Below are 15,605 nucleotides of genomic sequence, written 5' to 3'. Positions count from 1 at the left end.
AGCCTATTGCTCAAAAATAATACAAAGATTCACACGCCCTAATCATTAAGCGGCCTGACATTGCTTAAATTATTTAAACTGGTGGATTTGCTGATTTCAAAAAAAGAACGAATATACGGAGTGTTTTTTTGCCTTTGTTTAACCGCTGCATACAGCTTACTACGTAAACCTTGCGCGCCCAGTGGAATAGTCGAAATAAGCCCTTGTTGCTGGTATTCAACGACGGCCCATGACGGCAGCGCGGCGACACCTAAGTTAGCCGTTACCATTTGTAAAATCATGAGTGTTTGGTCGACGCGTTTAACCTGTTTTGGCGCACAATTCGCTGGGTGCAGTAAGTATTTATAAATATCTAAGCGCGCTGCATCTACGGGATAGGTTAGTAAAGTTTGTTGTTTTAAATCTTCGGCAGAAATAAACTTTTTTTGTGCTAAAAGGTGCTCTGGTGACGTGACCAATACCATTTCAAAACTAAATAATGGTTCAAAATGAAAATCTTTAGATTCAAATTTATCTGATGTGATCACTAAGTCTAATTCCCCGTCAGCTAAGCCGGGCATTGCATCAAACATATATTCAGTGTTAAACGCCAGCTCAATCATCGGCCAGGTTTTATGAAACTGACTGATTGCTGGCATCAGCCATTGAAAGCAGCTATGGCATTCGATGGCTAAACGCAATTGGCCTTGTCCTTGCGAGCGTATATCTTGAATGCGGGATTCAGTTTCCTGAATTTTTGGCAGAACTTGTTCGGCCAATTGTAAAACCAACTCTCCTTCAGCCGTAAACTTCAGTGGATTGGTTTTACGAATATATAGCGGATGTCCAATGCGTTGCTCTAACTCTTTGATTTGATGAGATAGCGCCGAAGACGTGCTATGTAACCATTCAGCAGCTTTCACTAAAGTGCCAGTTTGCGCCAATGCTTTAATGGTGCGCAGGTGTTTAATTTCTATCATGAATAAAATTCAACAGTTTGATGAATAAGTTGCGATTTATTCATTTTATCCTTTGCGGCAAGATAAGCAACATCAAATACACAAAACGTAAGGATTGAATGTGAAAATACATAATTTAGGTTTACCCAGAATCGGTGAAAAAAGAGAGTTAAAGTTTGCCTTGGAAGCGTACTGGGATAAAAAAATCAGTTTAGATGAATTAACGCAAAAAACAGACGCATTGCGTGAACAAACCTGGGCGTGGCAGTTAGCGGCTGGCTTAGACTTTATTACTGTGGGTGATTTTCCATTATATGATCAGGTGTTGGACACTTCCATTTTATTTTCCGCTATACCTCAACGATTTCAACATTTGTCTGAACTGGACCAGCAGTTTGCAATTGCTCGTGGTGATACCTGTTGCCAGCACGCGGCCAGTGATATGACAAAATGGTTTAACACCAATTACCACTACATAGTGCCAGAGTTGGATTCGGAGACTGAATTTTCTCTCAATGCTGAAAAGTTACTGAATGAAGTAGCGGCTGCTCAAACATTTTTGAAAAGTCAAAATGCTAAACAACAGCTTAAACTAAAATTAATTGGCCCTGTTAGCTATTTGTGGTTGGCAAAAATCAACAATTTAAATCAGTTGGATGATTTATTAACGCCACTGCTGGCTTGCTATCGTGAGTTATTTAAAAAAATAGCTGCGACGGGCATTGAGTGGATTCAAATAGAAGAACCTATTTTAACAACCGAACCAGAAAGCCACTGGCAAAATGCATTGCGGTTGAGTTATGCCTATTTAAATCAAAAACGCAGCGTAAAGTTGTTACTGACAACTTATTTTGCCGATGTTGATGAGCATATTGAACTGATAAATAGTTTGGCCGTGGATGGTGTCCACATTGATGCGGTTGCCGGTCAGCCAAAGTTGGATGATTGGCTGGTTAAATTAAATTCCGAAAAAGTATTGTCTGTCGGGGTTATTGATGGTCGTAATATTTGGCGCAGTGACTTAGCGGCTAAGCTTAAATCATTGCAAACTATTTATGACAGAAAAGCTGATAATTTATGGATTGCGCCTTCTTGTTCATTACAGCATGTGCCGGTTGATTTAGAACTGGAAACAAAATTACAGCAGCCAGTCAGAAGTTGGTTGGCATTTGCCAAGCAAAAGCTAGTCGAGCTTAATATTTTGAAATCTGCCTTGGTTGATTATGAAGTTGATCCGGTGATTGCTTACAGTAAACCGGTCACTGAACGTCTAAATAGTGATTTAACGCTTAACGTTAGCTTACGTCAACAAATTCAGGCGTTAGGGTTTGAGCATACGCAAAGAGACAATGAGTATAATCAACGTAAAATTGCACAAAAAAGTTTAAATCTTCCGCTGTTGCCAACAACTACTATAGGCTCATTCCCACAAACGGCTCAAGTGCGTCATGTCCGAGCCAGATTCAAGCGCGGTGAGATAAGCGAAACAGAATATCAATCTTATATCAAAGCTTATATTGCCGATGCAATTGCGAAGCAACTGGAAGCCGGTTTAGATGTGTTGGTTCATGGCGAACCTGAACGGAACGACATGGTTGAATTTTTTGGCGAGCAGTTAGATGGATTTGCAATTACACAATACGCATGGGTGCAAAGTTATGGCTCACGTTGTGTAAAACCCCCAATTATTTATGGTGATATTGAGCGCAAACAAGCGATAACGGTAGATACAACTCAGTACGCACAGTCGCTCACTGATAAACCGGTAAAAGGTATGTTAACCGGACCTGTCACCATCTTAAATTGGTCATTTGTACGCGATGATTTGTCGCGTCAATCTGTCGCTAAACAAATAGCCTTTGCACTGAGAGGTGAAGTAAGTGATTTAGAAGCTGCAGGTATTAAAATTATTCAGGTCGATGAGCCTGCTATCCGTGAAGGATTGCCGCTTAAAAAAGCACATTGGCAAAATTATTTAGGGTGGGCTGTTGAAGTATTTAGAATTGCGACCAGTTGCGTAAAAGATGCTACACAGATCCATACGCATATGTGTTACTCAGAATTTCAGGATATTGTTGGCGCAATTTCAGCTTTAGATGCGGATGTGATCTCGGTTGAAGCGGCGCGTTCCGATATGAGTTTATTAAAACCTTTTGCTAAACCCAACTATCAAAATGAAATTGGGCTAGGGGTATACGATATTCATTCGCCAATTGTGCCCAATGTGGAAGATTTGCAGGCAAAAATAGAGTTGTCACTCAACTATATTGAAATTGAACAATGTTGGGTAAACCCGGATTGTGGGTTAAAAACCCGCAAATGGGAAGAAGTACTACCTGCTTTAAATAACTTGGTAAAAGCTGCAGAACAGGTACGCGCAGAGCTCACGCCAGCGGGGCATTCAGGCAAAGCTTTGTTTGAAGTCAGTTAAATCAAACAACATTGCTTTATTTTGGTGCAGCGCAATTGGCCTTGCGCAATTGCGCTGCACGCTATTTTGCCAAATCAGTCGGTTGGATTTATCCAAAAGGTTATTCTGACCAATAAAAAGCAATTTAATGGTATTCTTGATACCATACTAACGGTATGGCATTGTATTTGCTTTAGTCTCAGTATGGACACTGAGAGGTAGTGTATGAATACTGTAATGGCGCAGCCCGCATATTTTTTGATTAGAAATATTGGCATAAAAAAGACCGCTTGGATTTGTTGGATATTGATTTGTTTAAGTTTATCTGGCAGTTTTTGGATGCCACCTACCGCATTTTATATCTTTATTGCAATCACATTACACATCAACGCAAGTATTTTTATTGCGTTGTTAAGTGAACTTGGCAATTTGGAAAACAAGCTCAGTCAAAAAGATGAAAGTGATTTTGACTATCGAAAACTCAAGTTACAATCTATAGCACTAGGCAGACCTATCATCAGTTTAATTGAAATTTTACGAGAATTGAGTCGTGATAAGATCAGTCTTTCTGAGCGTATGAATGAGGTGGAGCACTCTTCGGTTCAGGTAATTGAATCTGCGCAGCAAGTCTCTGTTAATGTTCGCAAACAATATGATTCGACCACCTCGACTGCAGCTGCGATATTAGAAATGAGCCAGTCGTTAGAAGAGGTTGTTGATAAAGTAAAAGCAGTTCTAAATAGCTCCGATGAAGCGCAATCAGTTACAGTGCATGGTCGAGAATGCATCAATTCACTATTAGATGAAATCAGAGTGGTTAAACAAGAAGCTGAACATACCCAAGAGCAAATGGTATCACTGGATGAACTGGCTGAAAAAGTTGCAGTCATGTCACAGTCTATTCAGGATATTTCAGCACAAACCAACTTACTGGCATTGAACGCTTCGATAGAAGCAGCTCGAGCCGGAGATTTTGGTCGTGGATTTGCGGTTGTGGCAGAAGAAGTTAGAGCGTTAGCGCAGCGCAGTAACGACGCCGCCTATAATATCATCAATAATGTTAATCAGGTGCGCGAACAGAGTCATCAGGTGAATGATAAAATGGCCATAGTGGTCGAGCGCAGTCGATCTTGTTCAGAAACGGCTGAAGAAGCGAACGAAGCGCTAAATCAAATAGCGCGGCAAACCACTAACTTGCAAGACCAAATTCATATTATTTCAGCCAATACCGAACAACAAAATATTGCAACACAAGAAATTTCACAACATATAGAGCGGGTAGTTGAGGGCGCGCAAGCTAATTCTGAAGTTGCCGATCAAGCAGCTAAAGTTGCAGAGCATTTGAAAAATCTAACACAAAAACCAGCACTCTCGGAGGGAAAAACGGTATGAGTTTAATGCACATGTTATCGATAGGTGCGGGCCTGATTATTGTGTTTGTGCTGGCTTATTTTATATTGCGACAAAAGAAGAAAGTATTAAATGAACAAAAAAAAGGTATTCAACTGATCGTTCAGGTTAAAGAACTGGTTACCAATTTACAGAAGCACAGAGGCTGGTGCTCTGCTTATTTGCGAGGCGATCATTCTGTTATATTGGATATTCAAAACCTGCAAAAAGAAATTAAAAGAATCAGCATGCAATTAGAGCATCAAAACAATGTAAATAAGTTTGAACGCTGGTTTGGTTATAGTGAGCACTGGAGCCGCCTATCAAAAGCCACTTTAACTTTGAGCTCTGAAAATAGTTTTAAACAGCATACGCAGCTCATTGGCAATATGTTGTATTTATTAGAGGACATTGCTGAAAGTCACTTTTTAACGGCTGATGTGCTGCGAGAATTTCCATCAATTAGTTTGTTGTGGCGCGAATTGTTGCAAGTTGCAGAGTGCGTCGGCCAATCGCGCGCACTGGGGACGGGGGTTGCAACTGTCAAAGTCTGTAGCAGAGTTGAAAAAATTCGTTTGGGTTTTTTACGGCAAAAAATTACGGAAACAGCAGAAGTGACCTATGCGCAACTTAAAGACCATAATTTAATTACAGCCAATGCCCAGTTAGATAAGTTAGTTGAACACGCAAGCAAGCAAACGCGCTATTTGTGCTCGGTTATTGAACATGAATTAGTTGATTGTGATGTCATAAAACTTGACGCAAAAGCTTACTTTGCGCTGGCAACAGAAGCCATGGGAAGCTTAAACCAAATTTTTGATTCTAAGTTAAAGGAGTTAGAATCGCACCTAAATAAAAATGCATAAACTTAGGTGTTTAAAATACAATGCAAAAATTTGACGTAATCTGTTTTGATTTAGGTGGCGTGCTGCTCGATATATCCGGTGTAAATGACATTCTTGGGTGGTTGGGTAATAAACAAACGCTACCTGAGTTTTGGTTTAAGTGGTTGCATTCTCCAGCCGTCAAAGCGTTTGAGGCAGGATTGAGCAGTGAGAATGAATTTATCGCTCGGGTTGTCAAAGAGTTCGAGTTGCCCATTAATGAAGCTGAATTTGAGCAATCTTATCGTTATTGGATCAAAGGCGTTTTTAACGGCACGTTTGCATTATTATCTAAACTACAAAAAGACTACAAGCTTGTATGCTTAAGTAATACCAACACCATACATTGGCCGGAAGTCGAGGCGACTGGTATTTTGGATTTTATGCAAACAGCATATGTTTCTTTTCAGATGCAGGCGGTTAAACCCGACGCCACAATTTATCAAAAAATGTTGGCTGATTTAAATGTGCCGCCTGAACGTGTTTTATTTTTTGATGACAATCAAATTAATGTAGACGCAGCCATTGATTGTGGTATTGAGTCTTATCGAGTCGTCGGTGAAGGCGCGCTGGAAAACCAGTTACATGCCTTGAAACTTATCTAAAGGTTACTGAACGTCTTTAAATTTTGTTGATGGCAGCGTTGTCATTTCTATTTCTGCTGGTTATAGTTAAGCATCTTATGAGATGTCTGGCGGGTTTGGATATGCAAAAAATGCCTTCAATTTTAATCTGTGGTGGTGGCACTGCTGGGTGGATGACTGCCATTTACCTTCAGCATTTTTTTAATCGCGAAAAACCGTTAATAAAAATATCATTGTTGGAAAGTGCAACCGTACCACCGGTCGGGGTCGGTGAGGCGACTGTGCATAGCATTCGCCATTTTTTGCAGACACTGGGGCTTAATGAAAAAGAGTTTATGCGAGCCAGTGATGCAACTTTTAAACTGGGTATTCGTTTTGATGGTTGGAAAAAGCCAGATATGCAAGGACGGCTTCACTCATATTGGCACCCATTTGATATTCAAAATGCCAGTACGGCGGATATGGATATTTCATCAGCCTGGTTAAAACATCAAACAATACTGGCGACTGATTATGCGCATTCTGTATCTATTTCTCCGCATTTAGCCAAGTTGCATAAAGCGCCAAAACTCGACAACAGTGCCGATTATGAAGCCCCTATACCGTATGCTTATCATTTTGATGCTGGTAAACTGGCGGAATATTTAAAAACGGTAGCCTGCCAACGCGGTGTTGAACATATCCAAGCTGATATCCAAAAAGTAAATATTAAAGATGGAATAATTTGCTCTGTTTTATCCACCCAAGGTGAATTTACTGCGGATATGTTTTTTGACTGTACCGGTTTTGCAAGCCTGCTATCAAACCAAATTTCAGCTGAAAATAATTGGCACAGTTATCAGGATGTTTTGCCTTGTAATCGGGCTGTGGTGAGCCAAACACAATATCAAAAAGGTGAAGTGCCATATAACTTTACCCGCGCGATAGCAATGAAGCACGGCTGGCGTTGGAAAATCGGTTTGCAAAACAGAATAGGAAATGGCTATGTTTATGCCGACAAGCATATTACGGCACAGCAAGCCGAGGATGAGTTTCGTAGCGCGTTAGGGCTGGATGAGATGCATCCTGTACGCCATCTAAAAATGAAAATAGGTCGTAAACGGCAGTTTTGGCAGGGCAATTGTGTGTCGGTTGGTTTGTCGTCTGGCTTTATTGAGCCTTTGGAGTCGACTGGTATTTATTTAATTGAAGCGGCCGTGCGACTTTGGTGCGAGCATGCCAATTTTGAGTGGTCAAATCCGGTATTGCAAAAACGCTATAATCAACTGTTCGCTGCAATTTACGATGATTTAAAAGACTTTATTGTCTTGCATTATGCGCTGACCGACAGAGATGACAGTGCATTTTGGCGTGACGCGCAAAACGTGCTAATTCGATGTCCAGAGCTGTCAGAAAAACTGAGTTTGTGGCAACACAAAGTCCCTCAGTCGAGTGATTTTTGGGACGTTGGTAGTCAACTTTTTAATGAAATTAATTATCGTTTTGTGCTCTATGGTATGGGCTATTTTCCGAATACAAAAGCGCTCTTTTCGGTTGTTAAAAAAGAGCAGCAGAGTTTACAGTTGTTGCAATCTCTACTGCAATTTTGCGAGCAAAAAAGCCAACAGCATCCACAACAGATACAATGGTTTTAACCTTGGTTTGTGGCTGCGTCTAATTGTGGGTCAGTTGACTCTCGGATGACAAGTTCAGGTTTAAAACACAAAGACTGGGGGCTTTCTTTGTTTTTATTCTGCATAGACCTTAACTGTTTAAACAAGAGTTCAGCGGCGTGACTGGCGATTTCTCCGGTTGGTTGAGCTGCAGTTGTTAATTTGGGCCAAGTTTGACGTGAGAATGGGTTATCCTCAAAGCCAGCGATGGCAATATCTTGTGGCACGCGCAAGCCCAGTAAGCGGGCAGAAAACAAAGTACCAGCGGCAATTTCATCATTACAGGCAAAGATCGCGGTCGGTTTATCTTCTAACTTCATGACCTTTTTGCAAGATTCAACGCCTGATTCAAAGGAGTATCGGCCTGGTAATATCCAATCATAATTGATATGAATTTGATGTTTTTTAAGTGCTGCGATAAATCCATTTAAGCGCTCATTGCTTGAACCGTGGTCTTCATCGCCGCCGAAAAAGGCAATTTTTTTATGACCTTGTAAGACAAGGTGTTCAGTTACATCAAATGCTGCTTGGTGGTCGTCTATAAAAACACATGCTTCGGTTTGCGTAGATTCCTCAGAAGAGCCTGATAATACGCGCACAATTTTAATGCCTAGGTTATTGAGTTGCTCAATCAAAGCGCTGTTTTCAGAAAGCGGCGGCGTTAAAATCAATCCTGAAACACGAGATTGCTGCACCATGTCAGCCAGCTCATCATTTAAATTGTTTTGCTTACTGTCAATTGGATGAATCAATAACTCATAATGATTTTTACGACAGGCATCTAAAATACCGTGCTGCATGTCGATTACATAGTATGCATTCGGGTTGTCATAGACAAAGCCAACCACGTAAGATTTTGTACTGGCTAAACTCCGGGCAGATTGATTTGGCTGGTAATTGAGCGCTTTCGCCGCATTTTTTACTTTTTCTATGGTGTCGGCACGTACCCTAGGCTCATTGTTTATTACGCGGGAGACTGTTTTTATTGAGACACCGGCTAATTTGGCGACGTCATTGATAGTTGCTTTCATATTGCCTCACATTAAAAGTTAGTAGGTGCATACTATATTTATTCTCTGTTAATTAGAAATTTATTTTAAATTAACTTGACAGCGTTGTCACCATTTTGATATTAATATGACAACGCTGTCATGTAGCAGCCGTTAATTCAACACTACACAAGGGTTAATAACATGTTAAACATTCAACTTAAAAAAACCTCAATTGCTGTTAGCGCTGTTTTGTTCGCCAGTTTGACTCAACCAGTTTACGCAGAAGAAACTGAGTCAGCAGTACAAGACGACGAGGTAGAAGTAATCGCTGTTAAAGGCATTCGTGCGAGTACGCGTGCTAACTTAAATGCAAAACGTTTTTCAGACACCATTGTTGATGCAATTACCGCTGAAGACATTGGTAAGTTCCCAGATAAAAATGTTGCAGAGTCATTACAGCGTATTGCAGGTGTCTCGATTACCCGAGATTTTGGTGAAGGTGAAAAAGTTTCTATACGTGGTACTGCACCTCAATTAAACCAAACTTTGGTCAACGGGCAAAACATCGCCAGCACTAAATGGTGGTCACTAGAGCCTTCGTCTCGCAGTTTTAACTATAGTTTATTACCATCAGAATTGGTTTCTGCATTAGAAGTATACAAATCACCAGAAGCTAAAATTGATGAGGGCGCCATTGGTGGAACGGTTATTTTACGTACGCGTAAACCTTTAGATTTAGATGCAAACTCTTTGTATGGATCAGCCGGTGTGCGTTACAACGATAAAACAGAAAGCTCAGACCCGCAGGTATCTGGTTTATATAGCTGGAAAAATGAGCAAGAAACTTTCGGTATATTAGCTTCGTTAGTTTACCAAGGACGTGAGCAAAGACGAGATGGTTTAGAAGCGTTTGGTTGGTTTGATGCAACTCGAGCTGATACCGCTTCTTCAATTGGTAAATCTGTGCCAGGTTGGGATTATGATACACATACAGGTAAAACCGCATCTTGGAACTGGGGGATGGGGTCTGCGTACTTTAATCAAGAGCGTGACCGGGTAGCGCTAAACCTGACGACTCAATTCCGTCCGACTGAAGATCTCGATCTAACGTTAAATATTATTAATTCTGATTTAAAACAAACCAATACGAACTACAACTATATTAGTGCGCATGGCTGGGCGGCTTACATGCCATGTACACCATGGAATTCAGAGTCTGATTATGATTTATGTGCGCGTATTGAAGATTATTCAATTACCGATCCAAATGGTGTCGCTGCACTGACTGACTATACGATTGGCGCAAATGGCTATGGTGATTACCAGACTAACCAAATGCAGGAATCTTTTTCACGGGTGGCTACGCTAAAAACGCGTGTAATAGATTTAGATGCTGAATATCACGCTGATACATTTAAGTTACATGGTCAGATTGGTTACACCGAAGCGGATGGTGGTTACGATCGTGAAGACATGGTTAACTTTGGTCATGAATCGGGTTCTAAAATTTCGATTAGTGATAATGGCGTGATTGATTTTTCATTTCCAGAGGAGCTCAATGGTAAGCCAACTGACAGTTATGATGGTTTTGATTTTCGCGCATATCGCTGGAATACACGTCCAGAAAATGACAAAGAGTTCTACGCACAAGCGGATGTTACTTATGAACTAGATGGTGATGTGTTTTCATCTGTTGAAGCCGGTTTAAAATATCGAGATAAAGAGCATTCACAAACGGGGGTGACAACGGAAGGGCAAGATTATTCTGCTTTGTTAGCAACAAACCCGGGTGAATTTGATGCTGGATTATCGCCTGAATTACATGAAAGTGTCGCAACCGAAAATACATTAACTCAATACGCTTTGTACGATTTGGCTAAAATTCGCGCTGCAGCAGATAAAGTGGTTAACCCAAGCAAAGCCACTTTAGACAAAGGTAATGTCTATGAACTAACAGAAGAAATTACCGCTGCCTACGTGCAGGCAAATATTAACATGGGTGATTTACGCGGTAATGTTGGTCTACGTTTGGTTAATACGGACGTAACCTCTTCTGCTTACGAGCTCACATCGGGCGACTGGTTTACCGAAGAATCTAGTTATAGCAATGTTTTACCTTCATTAAACTTATCGTACAGCATTACTGACAGTTTTATTACGCGTTTTGCCGCATCTAAAACCATGTCACGTGCAAATTATGCAGATTTAGTTGCCACCCGTACCTTAAATCCAAACCTATCTGGTAGTGGTGGTAACCCGGGGTTAGACCCATACGATGCAACTAACATAGATTTATCTTTTGAATGGTATTTCTCAGATGAAGGATTGTTATCTGCAGCGTTATTCCATAAGAAAATAGGTTCATTTATTTTCAACACCACGGGTGAAGCAACGATCAATTATGACTGTAATCAGGATGGTACAGTGGGTGCTGACGAAACCTGTATTTTTGCAATGACCCGTCCTGAAAATGGGGCAAATGCTACTAACAAAGGTGTCGAATTAAGTTTCCAAATGCCAATTGGTGATAACTTTGGTGTGATTGCTAACTATACTTATTCAGATGCGACAGGTGAAAACGCTGAAGGTACTGAAATACCGCTTGCGGGTAACTCGAAAAATACCATTAACTTAACCGGCTATTTTGAAAATGAGTTATTTTCAGCGCGTATTGCCTATAACGATCGAAGTGAATATTTAACAGGTTTCACTTTTGGTGGGGCCAATACCGCAGATTCGTACTCGCAGGTTGATGCTTCTGTCAGCTACAACATTTCGGATAACTGGAGTGTAACTTTAGAAGGTCAAAACTTGACTAACTCTGAAATATTCCATTATCAGAATGAGAAGTTCCGTCCAATTGGTTTATATACTTTTGGTCGTAGCTTTTATTTGAGCACAAGTTTTAACTTCTAAGTGAATGACCTTGTTTTATGTGTGGGGCTACACTGATATGTAGCACTTGGCCCGGTTTTACCGGGCCTTTTTTTACACACATGTATACACAAAACCAGCAATGGGGCTTTATGGTAGAGTGTTGCAATAGGGCGTTTTTTCGCCTGTTTTGTTTAGCGTGCGCCCCATTGTTTATATTTTTACGTAGAGGGCATAGCATGAATCGTTTTATTTTATTTAGCTTACTTTTCTGCCATTTGAGTTGGGCGGAAGGCTTAACATCACAATCTCAAGTTGAACAATTTAGTCAAACACTTGATATTCGTTATCAACATTTAACCAATAGAGTGGAATCAGGCTGTGATGAACAAAGGGGCTCGGGGTTTTGTTTTAAAGCGCAGCTGGCATTGACCCTACCTTATGATTTACAGGCGGATAATTTTGCAATTTATTTTAGCCATGTTGCACCCATTCAAAAAGATTTCAGTTCACTTTTTGATATCGAACATATTAATGGTGATTTACACCGTTTAACCGCAAGTTCAAGTTTTACAGGTTTTTCGAAAAACCAAACGTACACTATCAGTTTTTTAGCCGATTATTGGCATCTCTCTGAATTCGATATGATCCCCAATTATTTTGTCGCAGTAGACGGTGTTGAACCACAGATAATCAAATCGACAGTTGCAAAAATCGATGATATGACGCAGCAAGAAATCTTACCCTTTGTTGAGCCTTACACAGATTACGAAAAGCAATTTAAAAGAACACCGAATGATAAAACGCGCTGGGCAACGAGTGAGGTACTATATACTCAGAACCAAAGTCGCTTGATGGAGTTAGACAAGGCTCAAAACCTGATACAAACACGTGTTATCCCTAAAGTAAAACAATTGCAAACAACAGGTGATGTGTTAAATATCGAAAAAGGAATTGCTGTATTTGTGAGTGCGAATGTTGATAGCCAAAAAATACAACAAGCATTAAATCGGTTGCAAAAGCTTGGTATCAAGCAAGCTGCAGAAGGCGTTTCACTGAAGCTTATAAAAAAATCGGGTTTTAGTCATCCATCCGCTTATCAGGTTGCAATTTCTCAGCAGCAAATCCAGATTAATGCTGCGTCAGAAAGCGGTTTGTTTTATGGGTTACAAACCTTGGCTGGTTTATATGATTTAAATACACCCAATCAATTACCGGTCGTTAATATTTTTGATGAACCACATTTTGACTTTCGTGGCGTACATATCGATGTTTCGCGCAACTTTCATGGCAAAGATTTGTTGATGACCATGATTGAACAAATGGGCGCGTATAAATTAAATAAACTCCATTTACATTTAGGTGATGACGAGGGTTGGCGGGTTGAAATTCCTGGTTTGCCTGAGTTAACCGAAGTCGGCGCGTTTCGTTGTTTTGATTTGCAAGATAAAAAATGTTTACAACCTCAACTAGGCAGTGGTCCTAGTATAAATACAGAGGTAAATGGTTTTCTATCTGTTCAGGATTATATCGATTTGGTGCAGTATGCCGATCAACATCATATTCAGGTGATCCCCTCATTTGATATGCCTGGGCATTCTCGTGCGGCGATAAAAGCAATGGAAGTTAGGTATCAAAAACTGATGCAAGCTGGAAAAAAACAGCAAGCAGAGGCGTACTTATTGTCTGATTTTGCTGATAAAACCGTCTACAGCTCTATCCAGTTTTACAACGATAACACGATAAACGTATGTATGCCTTCAGCTTACAAGTTTGTCGACAAAGTGGTTAGCGAATTACAAGCATTGCATATTAAAGCAGGTCAGGCGTTAACTAAATATCATATGGGGGCCGATGAAACAGCAGGGGCTTGGGTAGACTCCCCAGCGTGTAAAAAGCTGATGAAAGCCAACCCAGAATTGCAAAAAAGCGAGGATTTAGGCGCTTATTTTATCGCTAAAGTTGCTCACTTGTTAGCGGATAAAGGGATAATGCCAGCTGCTTGGAGTGATGGCCTTAGCCATGTAGATGCTGAAAATTTACCAGCTAAAGTACATAGTAATGTCTGGAGTGTCTTAGCCTGGGATGGGCATAAAACAGCGCAGCAACATGCCAACAATGGCTGGGAGGTGATCCTGTCTCATCCGGATGTGACTTATTTTGATTTTCCGTACGAGGCTGATCCGAAAGAACGTGGTTATTATTGGGGAACACGTTCCACCAACAGTTATCAGGTATTTCAGTTTATGCCTGATAACCTGCCGGTGCATGCAGAAATTTGGCGGGATAGAGAAAATAAAGGCTATCAAGTTGACGATACGGATCAAAAAACACAGTTAAAAGCGGGCAAAAAATATAGTGGTATTCAAGCTCATTTATGGAGTGAAACAACCAGAGCCAGAGCTTCTGTCGAATATTTATTTTTCCCCCGTTTACTTGCTTTAGCCGAGCGCGCTTGGCATCAAGCAGACTGGGCAACTAAGTATCAAGCTGGCAGGGTATACAATCAGAACAGTCAGTTTTTTACTCAGCATCAGCAAATGAAAGCCGATTGGACATTGTTTTCTCATGCCGTCGGGGGCAAAGAAAAATTAAAATTAGACCGTGAAAATATTCGATACCGAGTTGCGACCCCTGGGGCAACACTGGACAGTAACGGAGTATTGCGTATGAATCATATTTTCCCGGGTACCCAACTCTATTACCGGATAGACAAAGGGGAATGGTTGCTTTATCAAAGCGCAGTTAAAGTGTCGGGTAACATTGAAGTGCGCGCACAATCGGCTGATGGCAAACGTTATAGCCGAATACTGCAAGTAAACTAGTTTTCCAATCAATAGTGCGGAGTGGCGCTGGCGGCTACTCCGACATGGTTTTTTATAAATTCATTAATTTTTTTAAAGTCTTTTTGACAAAGCTGATAAATATTGTAATATAGATGACAGCGCTGTCATGTTGGCGGTGGGAAGTGAAAGTGAGAAGCAAAGTGGCGGATCAAACATATATCATTGGTGTAGATGGTGGCGGTACTAAATGCCGTGCACGATTATATAGCTCGCAAAGTGGATTCCTAGCATCAGGTCTGTCGGGGCCGGCAAATCCGGTACGTGGCTTAAACAATGCGATGCATTCTGTAGTGGAAGCATGCGAACGTGCCATTCAAAATTCAGGCATTGAAGATTTACCTTTAAGCGAGGTACATGTTGGTTTAGGTTTAGCCGGCGTCAACCTTGAGACTGTAAACAAAAAGGTACTTGATTGGCCGCATCCTTTTAAATCTCGCTATTTAACGACAGATTTACACATTGCCTGTTTAGGTGCTAACGACACAGATGAAGGCGCAGTGATGATAATTGGCACTGGCTCATGTGGTCTGAGTGTTAGTCAGCAAAAAATGGTGCAGCTCGGTGGTCACGGTTTTCCGATAGGGGATTATGCCGGGGGGGCCTGGATAGGATTTGAAGCGATACGCTATGTTTTACGCTCTTTAGACGGAGTGGCTAAAAACAGTAAAATGAATGCTGAAGTGCTTTCCCAGCTAGATTGCGAAAATGCCACTCAAATCGCAGAAAAAATGTTACATGCTAAACCCTCTGAGTTTGCAGCATTGACACCTATGGTCTTTGATTTAGCCGAATCTGGTGACGAAGCCGCCGCTCACATTATCAAGCAAGGTGCCGCTCAGATTAGTGCATTGGCACGAAAATTACTGGCTGAACAACCAACCCGATTGTCCATGATTGGTGGTGTGTCTGAGCGTATCAAAAACTGGCTAGATGAAGATGTAGCCTATCAAATACAACCACCCATTTACCAACCCGATATAGGTGCAGTTTTTTTTGCACAAAAACACCTAGATTTAAGTGAGAAATAAGAGGTTTT

The 15,605-nt window shown here is 40.9% G+C and carries 10 protein-coding genes; 8 read left to right on the top strand and 2 right to left on the bottom strand.

Annotated features, from left to right (window positions below; all coding sequences use genetic code 11):
• Positions 1 to 38: 38 nt before the first annotated feature.
• Complete coding sequence (locus FNT16_RS00650; RefSeq protein ID WP_143869732.1) at positions 39 to 959, bottom strand: LysR substrate-binding domain-containing protein; 921 nt, start codon at positions 957 to 959, stop codon at positions 39 to 41.
• Between the two features lie 100 nt (positions 960 to 1,059).
• On the opposite strand from FNT16_RS00650, the gene metE reads away from it, so the two are divergent.
• From metE to FNT16_RS00625, 5 genes are all read left to right on the top strand, one after another.
• Positions 1,060 to 3,369, top strand: a complete 2,310-nt coding sequence (gene metE / locus FNT16_RS00645; protein ID WP_143869731.1) for a 5-methyltetrahydropteroyltriglutamate--homocysteine S-methyltransferase — start codon at positions 1,060 to 1,062, stop codon at positions 3,367 to 3,369.
• A 204-nt stretch (positions 3,370 to 3,573) separates the two neighbouring features.
• Entirely contained in the window at positions 3,574 to 4,740 is a 1,167-nt protein-coding gene (locus FNT16_RS00640; RefSeq protein WP_143869730.1) for a methyl-accepting chemotaxis protein, read from the top strand.
• Positions 4,737 to 5,603: a nitrate- and nitrite sensing domain-containing protein gene (locus FNT16_RS00635; RefSeq protein WP_143869729.1), complete on the top strand. Its 867-nt coding sequence runs from the start codon at positions 4,737 to 4,739 to the stop codon at positions 5,601 to 5,603. The genes FNT16_RS00640 and FNT16_RS00635 overlap by 4 nt, the downstream gene beginning before the upstream one ends.
• Before the next feature lie 20 nt (positions 5,604 to 5,623).
• On the top strand, positions 5,624 to 6,226 hold the full coding sequence (locus tag FNT16_RS00630) for an HAD family hydrolase (protein WP_143869728.1): 603 nt from the start codon (positions 5,624 to 5,626) through the stop codon (positions 6,224 to 6,226).
• Between the two features lie 101 nt (positions 6,227 to 6,327).
• The gene (locus tag FNT16_RS00625) at positions 6,328 to 7,839 is read left to right on the top strand and encodes a tryptophan halogenase family protein (RefSeq protein ID WP_185976644.1); all 1,512 of its coding nucleotides are present in this window, start codon (positions 6,328 to 6,330) and stop codon (positions 7,837 to 7,839) included.
• Here the strand turns inward: FNT16_RS00625 and FNT16_RS00620 are convergent.
• Positions 7,836 to 8,888 carry a LacI family DNA-binding transcriptional regulator gene (locus FNT16_RS00620; protein ID WP_143869726.1) on the bottom strand — a complete coding sequence of 351 codons (1,053 nt, stop codon included), beginning with the start codon at positions 8,886 to 8,888 and terminating at the stop codon, positions 7,836 to 7,838. The genes FNT16_RS00625 and FNT16_RS00620 overlap by 4 nt on opposite strands.
• 162 nt (positions 8,889 to 9,050) lie before the next feature.
• On the opposite strand from FNT16_RS00620, the gene FNT16_RS00615 reads away from it, so the two are divergent.
• The 3 genes from FNT16_RS00615 to nagK all read left to right on the top strand — a co-directional run bounded on the left by FNT16_RS00615 (position 9,051) and on the right by nagK (position 15,597).
• On the top strand, positions 9,051 to 11,765 hold the full coding sequence (locus tag FNT16_RS00615) for a TonB-dependent receptor (protein ID WP_143869725.1): 2,715 nt from the start codon (positions 9,051 to 9,053) through the stop codon (positions 11,763 to 11,765).
• A 197-nt stretch (positions 11,766 to 11,962) separates the two neighbouring features.
• A complete protein-coding gene (locus tag FNT16_RS00610; RefSeq protein ID WP_185976643.1) occupies positions 11,963 to 14,548 on the top strand; it encodes a family 20 glycosylhydrolase in 2,586 nt (861 codons plus the stop codon).
• Between the two features lie 143 nt (positions 14,549 to 14,691).
• Complete coding sequence (nagK, locus tag FNT16_RS00605; RefSeq protein ID WP_246072290.1) at positions 14,692 to 15,597, top strand: N-acetylglucosamine kinase; 906 nt, start codon at positions 14,692 to 14,694, stop codon at positions 15,595 to 15,597.
• The last annotated feature ends 8 nt before the right edge of the window (positions 15,598 to 15,605 follow it).

It is taken from the genome of Catenovulum sediminis, assembly GCF_007289895.1.
Taxonomy (GTDB): domain Bacteria; phylum Pseudomonadota; class Gammaproteobacteria; order Enterobacterales; family Alteromonadaceae; genus Catenovulum; species Catenovulum sediminis.
Note: the sequence above shows the minus strand (reverse complement) of the source record. Positions and strands in the feature narration are given on the sequence as shown.

Bases quoted from the DNA above. Each gene is read 5' to 3' on its own strand.
- FNT16_RS00630 (WP_143869728.1), top strand. From the start codon at position 5,624: ATGCAAAAATTTGACGTAATCTGTTTTGATTTAGGTGGCGTGCTGCTC.
- FNT16_RS00620 (WP_143869726.1), bottom strand. From the start codon at position 8,888: ATGAAAGCAACTATCAATGACGTCGCCAAATTAGCCGGTGTCTCAATA.
- FNT16_RS00650 (WP_143869732.1), bottom strand. From the start codon at position 959: ATGATAGAAATTAAACACCTGCGCACCATTAAAGCATTGGCGCAAACT.
- FNT16_RS00640 (WP_143869730.1), top strand. From the start codon at position 3,574: ATGAATACTGTAATGGCGCAGCCCGCATATTTTTTGATTAGAAATATT.
- FNT16_RS00635 (WP_143869729.1), top strand. From the start codon at position 4,737: ATGAGTTTAATGCACATGTTATCGATAGGTGCGGGCCTGATTATTGTG.
- FNT16_RS00625 (WP_185976644.1), top strand. From the start codon at position 6,328: ATGCAAAAAATGCCTTCAATTTTAATCTGTGGTGGTGGCACTGCTGGG.
- FNT16_RS00610 (WP_185976643.1), top strand. From the start codon at position 11,963: ATGAATCGTTTTATTTTATTTAGCTTACTTTTCTGCCATTTGAGTTGG.
- FNT16_RS00615 (WP_143869725.1), top strand. From the start codon at position 9,051: ATGTTAAACATTCAACTTAAAAAAACCTCAATTGCTGTTAGCGCTGTT.